Source organism: Demequina gelatinilytica, assembly GCF_000971115.1.
GTDB classification, from domain to species: domain Bacteria; phylum Actinomycetota; class Actinomycetes; order Actinomycetales; family Demequinaceae; genus Demequina; species Demequina gelatinilytica.
The window spans coordinates 74754-83959 of the sequence record NZ_BBLV01000013.1 but is presented as its reverse complement, the minus strand read 5'-3'; the positions used below and the strand labels follow the sequence as shown (position 1 = coordinate 83959).

8 protein-coding genes are annotated in these 9206 nt (G+C 72.7%); all 8 read right to left on the bottom strand.

What is annotated here, in order from left to right:
- Window positions 1-195: hypothetical protein (locus AOM00_RS15825; RefSeq protein WP_228373488.1), on the bottom strand; the 195-nt coding region annotated here is incomplete at its 3' end.
- Window positions 188-1546, bottom strand: coding sequence for a UDP-N-acetylmuramate--L-alanine ligase (murC, locus tag AOM00_RS11600; protein ID WP_228373487.1), 1359 nt, complete (start codon window positions 1544-1546; stop codon window positions 188-190). The genes AOM00_RS15825 and murC, both read right to left, overlap by 8 nt.
- Window positions 1543-2655, bottom strand: a complete 1113-nt coding sequence (locus AOM00_RS11595) for a UDP-N-acetylglucosamine--N-acetylmuramyl-(pentapeptide) pyrophosphoryl-undecaprenol N-acetylglucosamine transferase (protein ID WP_156159147.1) — start codon at window positions 2653-2655, stop codon at window positions 1543-1545. The genes murC and AOM00_RS11595 overlap by 4 nt, the downstream gene beginning before the upstream one ends.
- Window positions 2648-3844, bottom strand: a complete 1197-nt coding sequence (locus AOM00_RS11590; RefSeq protein WP_062517931.1) for an FtsW/RodA/SpoVE family cell cycle protein — start codon at window positions 3842-3844, stop codon at window positions 2648-2650. The genes AOM00_RS11595 and AOM00_RS11590 overlap by 8 nt, the downstream gene beginning before the upstream one ends.
- Before the next feature lie 8 nt (window positions 3845-3852).
- Window positions 3853-5229, bottom strand: a complete 1377-nt coding sequence (murD, locus tag AOM00_RS11585) for a UDP-N-acetylmuramoyl-L-alanine--D-glutamate ligase (RefSeq protein WP_228373486.1) — start codon at window positions 5227-5229, stop codon at window positions 3853-3855.
- Complete coding sequence (gene mraY, locus AOM00_RS11580; RefSeq protein ID WP_062517930.1) at window positions 5226-6311, bottom strand: phospho-N-acetylmuramoyl-pentapeptide-transferase; 1086 nt, start codon at window positions 6309-6311, stop codon at window positions 5226-5228. The genes murD and mraY overlap by 4 nt, the downstream gene beginning before the upstream one ends.
- The gene (locus AOM00_RS11575; protein ID WP_062517929.1) at window positions 6308-7669 is read right to left on the bottom strand and encodes a UDP-N-acetylmuramoyl-tripeptide--D-alanyl-D-alanine ligase; all 1362 of its coding nucleotides are present in this window, start codon (window positions 7667-7669) and stop codon (window positions 6308-6310) included. The genes mraY and AOM00_RS11575 overlap by 4 nt, the downstream gene beginning before the upstream one ends.
- Window positions 7666-9204: a UDP-N-acetylmuramoyl-L-alanyl-D-glutamate--2,6-diaminopimelate ligase gene (locus tag AOM00_RS11570; RefSeq protein WP_062517928.1), complete on the bottom strand. Its 1539-nt coding sequence runs from the start codon at window positions 9202-9204 to the stop codon at window positions 7666-7668. The genes AOM00_RS11575 and AOM00_RS11570 overlap by 4 nt, the downstream gene beginning before the upstream one ends.
- Between the last annotated feature and the right edge of the window lie 2 nt (window positions 9205-9206).

The window sequence follows — 9206 nt, the reverse complement described above, 5'->3', positions numbered from 1 at the left end:
CGCCGCGCGCGTGCGGCTCGCGTCCCTGCGCCAGGGCTGCGCGACCTCCTCGGACTCCGCCTCGGCACGCACCGCGGCGGCCCGCGGGCGCGGCGTCGACTGCGTGGTGGGCGGCTGCGGACGCGACGGCGCCGTCGACGAGGATCGGGCATCGCGGCGCACGGCCGGCCGGGGCGGGCGGCGGACCTCAGCCATCGGCGTCGCGCTCCGAGAGCCGTGCGAGGATCCAGTCGGCAGCGAGGGTGACCGTGCCCGAGCCCACGGTGAGCACCGTGTCCCCCGGCCGTGCCGCGTCCGCGGCGAGGCGCGCGGCGTCCTCGAGGTCCTGCGCGAGCGTCAGGGTCGAGCCCTCGGGCATGATGGCGTGGTCTGCGATCGACCGCGACGAGACTCCGGGGATCGGGTCCTCGCGGTCGCCGTGCACCGGCGCGAGGATCACGTCCGCGTCCGCGACCGACAGCGCGCGACCGAAGCCCTCGGCGTGCGTCCGGGTTCGGCTGAAGAGCGCGGGCTGGAACAGCACCACCATGCGGCCCACGCCGCCGTCGCGCGCGGCACGCAGCAGCGCGGCGACCTCCGTGGGGTGGTGCGCGTAGTCGTCGATCACCCGCACGCCGGCGGCCTCGCCGCGCAGCTGGTACCGCCGTCCCGTCCCGCCGAACGTCGCGAACGCCTCCGCGGCAGCGTGCGGCTCCGCGCCCATCTCGACGGCCGCGAGCCACGCCGCGGTCGCGTTGAGGCGGTTGTGCGCGCCGGGTGCGCTCACCACGAGCGGGTAGGTGGCGCCGTCGCGCACGATGCCCGCGTCGGTCACCCGCGCATCCGCGCCCTCCGCCGTGCCGTAGGTGAGCACGCGCGCACCGCGCTCCCGCGCCTGGTCCGCGAGGCCCCTCACCACCGCATCGTCCACGCAGGCCACGATGGTCCGGGACTGCGCGGCGAAGTCCGCGAACGCACGGTGGAGGTTCTCGACCGTGCCGTGGAAGTCGAGGTGGTCGGGCTCGATGTTGAGCAGGATCGCGACCTCGGGGTGGTAGCGCAGGAAGGAGCCGTCCGATTCGTCGGCCTCGAGGACCGAGATCCCGGCGGAGCCGGCGTACCCGCCCGCGACGGCGCCCTCGATCCCGAAGACCCGCGCCCCGACGGCGAAGCCCGCGTCGATACCGCTGCGGTGGAGCGCGTGCGCGACCATCGCCGAGGTGGTGGTCTTGCCGTGCGATCCCGCGACGGCGACCAGGCGCTGGCCCTCGAGCGCGCGCACGAGGCCCTCGGAGCGATGCCAGACGGGGATGCCCAGCTCGCGCGCCCGCATGAGCTCGACGTTGGTGTCGCGCACCGCCGTGGACACCACCACGGCGGCGGCGCCGTCCACCACGGCGGCATCGTGACCCAGGCGCACGTCCATGCCCGCATCGCGAAGCGCGTCGAAGTACGCGGTCTCCGTGAGGTTGGTGCCGCTGACGTCGTAGCCGCGCGCGGCGATGAGCCGCGCGACCGCGGACATGCCCGAGCCGCCGACCCCGATGAAGTGGATCCGCTCGGTCACAGGGCCCCCTCGATCATGGCGCACAGCCGGGCCGCGCCATCCGAGATGCCGATGCCCCGCGTGGCCTCGCGCATGCGCGGGCCCGCCTCCGGGTCGAGCAGCATGCGCTCGGCGTTCATGACCAGCGCGGCCGGGGTGAGGCTCGCGTCCGCGACCAGCAGGGCTGCGCCGGCCTCGACCGCGGCGGCGGCGTTGAGGGCCTGCTCGCCGTTGCCGTGCGGCAGCGGCACGTAGAGCGCCGGCAGCCCCAGGGCACCGATCTCGCACACGGTGGCGGCACCGGAGCGGCACACCACCGCGTCGGCGGCGGCGAAGGCCGCGGCCATGTCGTGCGCGTACTCCGATACCGCGTACATGCTCCGCTGCGGCACCGGGAGCGCGGCCTGCGCGCGATAGGCCTCCTCGGTCTTGCCCTTGCCGGTGAGGTGGATGACGTGGATGCCACGCGCGACGAGCGTGTCGACCGCCTGAGCGAGCGCCGCGTTGAGGCTCGCGGCGCCGAGCGAGCCGCCGAACGCGAGGAGGACGGGAGCGTCGGCGGGCCACCCGCGCTCCAGCTTCGCGGCGCTTGCGGCCGCGGCGCGTCCGTCGGGATCGGACAGCCGTGCCGCCAGCGCCTCGAGGTCCGCGCGCAGCGGCAGGCCCGTCACCACCGCGTGCGGGAGCGGCGTGCCGGGGAACGTGACGGCCACGTGCGACGTGAGGCGTGCGCCCAGCCGGTTCGCGATCCCGGGCTTGGCGTTGGCCTCGTGCACGATGATGGGAAGGCCGCGGCGTCGCGCGGCCAGGTACACGGGCGTGGAGACGTAGCCGCCGAAGCCGACCACGGCGTCGGCCGCGACGCGGTCGATGGCCGCCTCCGAGGCCTTGACGGCAGCGCGCAGCCGCGCGGGGAACCTCAGCGCCGCGGCGTCGGGCCGGCGAGGGAACGGCACCTTCTCGATCTCGATGAGGTCGAGCCCTGCTCGCGGCACCAGCTCCGTCTCGAGCCCGTCGGGCGTGCCGACCGCGGTGACGTCGTGCCCGCGCTCGAGCAGCGCACCCGCGGTCGCGAGAAGCGGGTTGACGTGGCCTGCGGTGCCGCCGCCGGCGAGCAGGAGGCTAGCCACGGCGGCGCCCCCGCGACAGCACGGCGAGCGAGCGGCGCACCACGGTGGTGCGCGTCGCGAGCGCCTCGGGCGCCCCCGGTTCGTTGCGCGCGAACGCCATGAGGACACCGACTGCAGCGAGCGACATGATGAGCGAGGACCCTCCGGAGGACACGAGCGGGAGCGGCACGCCGGTGACCGGCGCGAGCTCGAGGACGACGGCGATGTTGACGCATGCCTGGACGATCAGCCACGCGCCGATCGCGGCGGCGGAGATCTGGACGAACTTGTCGGTGCTGCGCGAGACGATGCGGGTGACGGCGACCAGCAGCATGGCGTACGCGGCGAGGATCACCAGCGTGCCGATGAGGCCGAACTCCTCGCCGATGATCGCGAAGATGTAGTCGTTGTCGGAGGCCGGCAGCCAGCCCCACTTCTCACGGCTCATGCCGGGGCCCAGCCCCCACAGGCCGCCCGATGCGAGCGCCTGCGTGCCGTGGATCTGCTGCCAGCTCGAGTCGCCGTTGAACCAGTCGCTGATGCGCTCGACACGGGAGTCGGCCGCGAAGACCAGGAGCACACCCAGGCCCACGCCGACGGTGCCCGCGATCACGAAGAACCTGGTGGGGACGCCGGCGACCCAGAAGGCGATCGCGACGACCGCGGTCATGATCATCGCGGTACCCATGTCGCGGCCCGCGAGCACCAGCCCGATGACGAAGATCGCCATGATGCCGCCGGGCACCAGGATGTCCCGCGGGTGCGTGAGCTTGTGGCGGAAGCGGCTGAGGACGTTGCCGAGGTACAGCGCGAGACCCAGCTTCGCGATCTCGGAGGGCTGGAGGCTGAAGCCGGCGATGTTGATCCACGCCTTGTTGCCGCCCACCGAGGAACCCGTCGCGAGCACCATGAAGAGCAGCCCGATCGCGAGATACAGCACCAGCGGGCCCGCCTTGCGCAGGAAGCCGACCGGCAGCCGCGAGCCCACGATGAGCGCCGCCAGGCCCACCACGAGCGCGATGGCCTGCGTGAGGAATCCCGTGTACGCGCCCGTGCCGGTGCGGATCGACGCGATCGAGGAGCTCGACAGCACCACCGCCAGCCCGACGAGGACCAGCACCGAGGTCGCGACGACCAGGAGGTAGTAGGAGCCGAGGGGTGACCGCCACGCCGTGACGTCGCTCTCGCGTCGAGCGGCAGTCGCCGTCATGCCACCTCCTAGCGGTCCATCGCCTCCACCGCCCTGGTGAACGCCTCTCCTCGGTCCGCGTAGCTGCGGAACTGATCCATCGATGCGCAGGCTGGTGAGAGGAGGACGGTGTCCCCTGCCTCAGCCAGCCCGCGGGCCGCGTCGACCGCCCGCTGCATCACATCCTCCCCCGGCTCGACGGCCAGGACGGGTATATCGGGCGCGTGTGTCGCGAGCGCGCTGCGCAGCGGCTCCTGGTCCACGCCGATGAGCACCGCGGCCCGGACCCGGTCCCGCACGTGCGCGACGAGCCCCTCGAACTCCTGACCCTTCGCAAGCCCGCCGGCGATCCACACGACGGAGCTCGCGGCACGCCCGCCGAACGCGGCCTGCACCGCATGCGCGTTGGTCGCCTTCGAGTCGTCGACGTAGCTCACGCCGTCGACGTCGCGCACCCATGCGGTCCGATGCTGGTCGAGGCGGAACGACCGCAAGCCGTCGCGCACCGCCTCGGCGCCGACGCCGACCGCGCGGCACAGCGCGGCCGCCGCGAGGGCGTTGGTGACCAGGTACGGGGGCACGTCGCCGGCGACCAGGTGCGCGAGGTCGTCGATCTCGCCGATCTCCGCCGCGGCGCGATGGCGGTCGGGGTGGAACGCCCGGTCCACCAGCAGCCCTTCGACGACGCCCAGCTGCGACGGCCCGGGCGAGCCGAGCGTCACGCCGATCGCGCGGGCGCCGTCGACAACCTCGGCGTCCGCGACCATGGCCTCGACCCGCGCATCGGCCGCCGGGTACACGCAGGCCACCTGCACGTGCTGATAGACCTTCGCCTTGTCGGCCCGGTACGCCTCGAGGCTGCCGTGCCAGTCCGTGTGGTCGTCGTCCGCGTTGAGGCACACGGCGGCGTGCGGCGAGATGGTGTGCGCGAAGTGCAGCTGCAGGCTCGCGATCTCGACCGCGACCAGATCCGACTCCTCGCGCGCGGCGTGGATCACGGGGATGCCCATGTTGCCGCACACGCGGACGTCGAGACCGCCCGCCTTCGCGATCGCGCCGACCATCTGCGTGGTGGTCGTCTTGCCGTTGGTGCCGGTCACCATGACCCACGGGATGCCCGGACGGCGCACGCGCCACGCGAACTCCATCTCCGACCAGATCTCCAGGCCCGCGGCCTCGCAGGCCTTCACCGCCGCGGAGTGGGGCGGGAAGCCCGGCGACGCCATCACGACGTCGAACGTCGACAGGTCGAGCTCAGCGACGTCGCGGTGGTCCGCCTGACCGTTCGCGTCCACCGTGACCGCGGTGCCGCCCAGCTCGCGCGTGACCTCGGCCGCCGAGGTGCCGGCGATGCCGACCCCGAGCACGAGGACGCGACGGCCCTCGAGGGTCGTCAGGTCCGTCACAGCGAGGCCACCCACTCCGCGTAGAAGAGGCCGATGCCCAGGCCCGTGAACATCGCGGCGATGATCCAGAACCGCGTCACGATGGTGACCTCGTGCCAGCCCATCAGCTCGAAGTGATGATGCATGGGCGCCATCTTGAAGAGCCGCTTGCCGCCCGAGATCTTGAAGTAGCCGATCTGCAGGACCGCGCTCGCGACCTCGAGCACGAACAGCCCTCCCACGATCACTCCGAGCAGCTCGGTCCGCGTCACCATCGTCATGCCCGCGATCGCGCCGCCGAGCGCGAGCGAACCCGTGTCGCCCATGAAGATCTTCGCGGGGCTGGTGTTCCACCACAGGAAGCCCAGGCACGCACCGGCGATCGCGCCGGCGAGGATCGCGAGGTCCCACGGATCACGGACCTCGTAGCAGGTGCCGCCCGCGTCGGACACGCCGCACGTCTGGTTGATCTGCCACACGCCGATGAGCACGTAGGCGGCGAAGAAGATGACCGCGGTGCCCGAGGCGAGCCCATCGAGGCCGTCCGTGAGGTTGACCGCGTTGGACCACGCCGTGATGAGCAGGTTCGACCACAGCACGAAGAGGATGATCCCGGCCGTGGTGCCCCACAGCGCGAGGTCCAGGTTGGTGTCGCGCAGGAACGAGATGGCGGTGTCCGCGGGCGTCACCCCCTGCGCGTTCGGGAACTGCAGCGCGAGGATGCCGAACGTGATGCCCACGACGCCCTGGCCCAGGAACTTCCACCGCGCCTTGAGCCCGAGCGAGCGCTCGCGCGAGATCTTGATCGCGTCGTCGAGGAAGCCCACGAGCCCGAGGCCGACCATGAGGAAGACCACGAGCATGGACGATGCGCTGGGCATGCGTCCCACGAGCACGTTGCCACCGAGCCACGCGAGCACGGCCGCCAGGATGATGACGACGCCGCCCATGGTCGGGGTACCGCGCTTGACGTGGTGGCTTGCCGGGCCGTCCTGGCGGATGAACTGGCCGAACTGACGGTGCGTGAGGTAGCGGATGAGCACGGGGGTCGCGATGAGCGAGAGCAGGACTCCGAGCCCCGCCGCGAACACGACCGCCTTCATGCGTCTCCTCCCACGAGCTGATCCGCGAGCTCCCACAGGCCGGAGCCGTGGGAGGCCTTGACGAGGACGGTGTCCCCTGGCCGCAGCGTCTCCTCGAGGAGCGCTCGTGCCTCGTCGAGTGTAGCGACGTACGCCGCCTCGTCGCCCCATGAGCCCTCGCGCACGGCGGCCACGTAGGCCGCCCGCGCCCCGGCTCCGACGATGATCGTGCGGTCGATCCGCAGGCGCACCACCTCGGTGCCGATCTGCTCGTGGATCGCGATGCTCGACTCGCCCAGCTCGCGGATCTCGCCGAGCACCGCGACCGTGCGGCCGCCGTCCGCGACGAGCTTGAGCGCGCGCAGCGCGGCCCGGACCGACTCGATCGAGGCGTTGTACGCGTCGTCGATCACGGTGACGCCGTCGGGGCGCTCGGTGAGCGCCATGCGGTGCGCGGACAGCGGCCGCGCGGCCGCGATCGACTCCCACGCCTGCTCCGCATCGAGGCCGCACTGCAAGGCGACCGAGAAGGCGGCGAGGGCGTTGGTGACGTGATGCTCGCCCACGAGCGTGAGCGTGCGGCGAGGCAGCGCACCGATCTCGAACGAGGCGCGGCCCCGATCGCTCGTGAGCCCGATCGCCCGGTGGGTGGACTCCGACGTCCCGAAGGTGACCACGTCGCCCGCGGCGACCGCGGCCATCGCCGCGACCCGCGCATCGTCCGCGTTGAGGATCGCGACGCCGCCAGGGACCAGACCCTTGACGATCTCGCTCTTGGCGACCGCGACGTCGTCGGGCGAGGCGTACTCCCCCATGTGCGCCGTGCCGACGGTCAGCACCACCGCGATGTCGAGAGGTGCGATGGACGTGAGGTAGTCGATGTGGCCGAGGCCGCTCGCGCCCATCTCGAGCACCAGGTGGCGCGTGGACGCGTCGGCGCGCAGCACGGTGAGCGGCATGCCGATCTCGTTGTTGAAGCTGCCCACCGGCGCGACCACGTCGGGCAGCACCTGCGCGAGCAGGTCCTTGGTGGTGGTCTTGCCGTTCGAGCCCGTGATGCCGATCACCGTGAGCTCGTTCTCGGTGCGCAGGAGCGCGAGGTAGGCGCGAGCGAGCGCCCCCAGCGCGGCCTGGACGTCGACCACCAGCACATGCGGGGCGTCGACCGGCTCCGACACGAGGCACAGCGCCGCGCCGGCGGCCATCGCCTGGGGCACGTAGTCGTGACCGTCGACCCGCTCACCGACGAACGCGACGTAGAGCCAGCCCGGCTGGATGGCCCGCGAGTCCTTGTCGACGCCGCTCACCATGGTGTCGACGTCGCCGGCGAGCGTCCCGCTCACCGCGTTCGCGATCCACTGCGCGGAGACGGGCCTCACGCGCGGTCCTCGGCGGCCGCGACGAGCGCATCGAGGAAGGCGCCTGCATCGGTGTAGGGATGGTGCACTCCGTCGATCTCCTGCGTGGTCTCGTGCCCCTTGCCGGTGGCGATGATGGTGTCCTCGGGTTGCGCGAGCCGCACGGCGGCCTCGATCGCGGCGACCCGCGGGAAGATCTCGAGCACATCGCGACGGTCGGGACGCTCCGCGTCGACGCCCTCCAGGATGCGCGCGCGGATGTGCTCGGGCGGCTCCGTGCGCGGGTTCTCGTCGGTGACGATGACGATGTCCGCGTGCGTCGCGGCCGCTGCGCCGAGGCCCGGACGCTTCGAGTCGTCCCGCAGCCCGTCGCAGCCGAAGACGATGATGATCCGGCCCGGGGTGACCAGCCGCATGGCCTCGAGCACGCTCGCGATGCCGTCCGGCGTGTGGGCGTAGTCCACCACGGTCATGGGCGTGGCGGCGTCGCGCGTGGTGACGATCTCCGTGCGGCCGGGCACGGGACGCGCGGTCTCGACGCCGCGGATCGCAGCCTCGAGCGGCACGCCGAGCGCGTGCGCGGCGACGATCGCCCCGGTCGCGTTCGACACGTTGATGAGCCCCGGCAGCGGGATGTCGACGTCGTGGCGGCTGCCGTCGGGAGCGACGAGCACGAACCGCATGCCGCCGCGCGCGGTCGGGACCGCGTCGATCGCGTTCCAGTCGGCCCATGGCGTGCCGGGACGCGTCGCGACGGTCTCGACGGGCACCGTGACCTCGTCGACCAGGCGCCTCCCCCACTCGTCGTCGATCAGCACCACCGCGCGCTCCGCGAACTCGGGGGTGAAGATGCGCGCCTTCTCCTCGAAGTACTCCTCCATGGTGTGGTGGAAGTCGAGGTGCTCGTACGAGAGGTTGGTGAACAGCACCACCGCGAACCGCGTCGCGGTCACGCGCTCGAGCGCGATCGCCTGCGAGGACGCCTCGGCGACCGCGGCGGTGACGCCCACCTCGCGCATGCGCGCGAGCAGGCCCTGGAGCATCGGGGCCTCGGTGGTGGTGCGTGCGGCCGGTGCAGACTCGTCGCCGATGCGCATCTCGACCGTGCCGAGAAGGCCCACCTGGGCATGGGCCATGCGCAGGGCGCCCTCGGTGAGGAAGGCGGTGGTGGTCTTGCCGTTGGTGCCCGTGAGCCCGATCAGCGGGACGTCGCGCGACGGGTCGCCGTAGACCTCGGCGGCGGCGAGCGCGGCGGAGCGGCGCGGATGCGTGACCACCAGCACGGGCACGCCGGTCGCGAGCGACTGCGCGGCGCCGTCGGCGTCGGTGAGGATCGCGGTGGCGCCGTTGGCGACGGCCTGGGCCGCGAAGCGTGCGCCGTGGACGTTCTCGCCCGGCAGCGCGCAGAACAGGTCGCCCGCATGGACGTCGCGCGAGTCGACGGTCGCCCCCGTCACGCGCACGTCGGCGCCGTGGAGGTCGGCGCCCACGCGCGCCTCGATGGCGCTCAGCAGGGCGCCGGCGACGCGGCTCGGGCGCATCGTAAGGTCCGGCATTC

Excerpts from the sequence above, each read along its gene's own strand:
- mraY (WP_062517930.1), bottom strand. The coding sequence starts at position 6,311 with ATGAAGGCGGTCGTGTTCGCGGCGGGGCTCGGAGTCCTGCTCTCGCTC.
- AOM00_RS11570 (WP_062517928.1), bottom strand. The coding sequence starts at position 9,204 with ATGCCGGACCTTACGATGCGCCCGAGCCGCGTCGCCGGCGCCCTGCTG.
- AOM00_RS11590 (WP_062517931.1), bottom strand. The coding sequence starts at position 3,844 with ATGACGGCGACTGCCGCTCGACGCGAGAGCGACGTCACGGCGTGGCGG.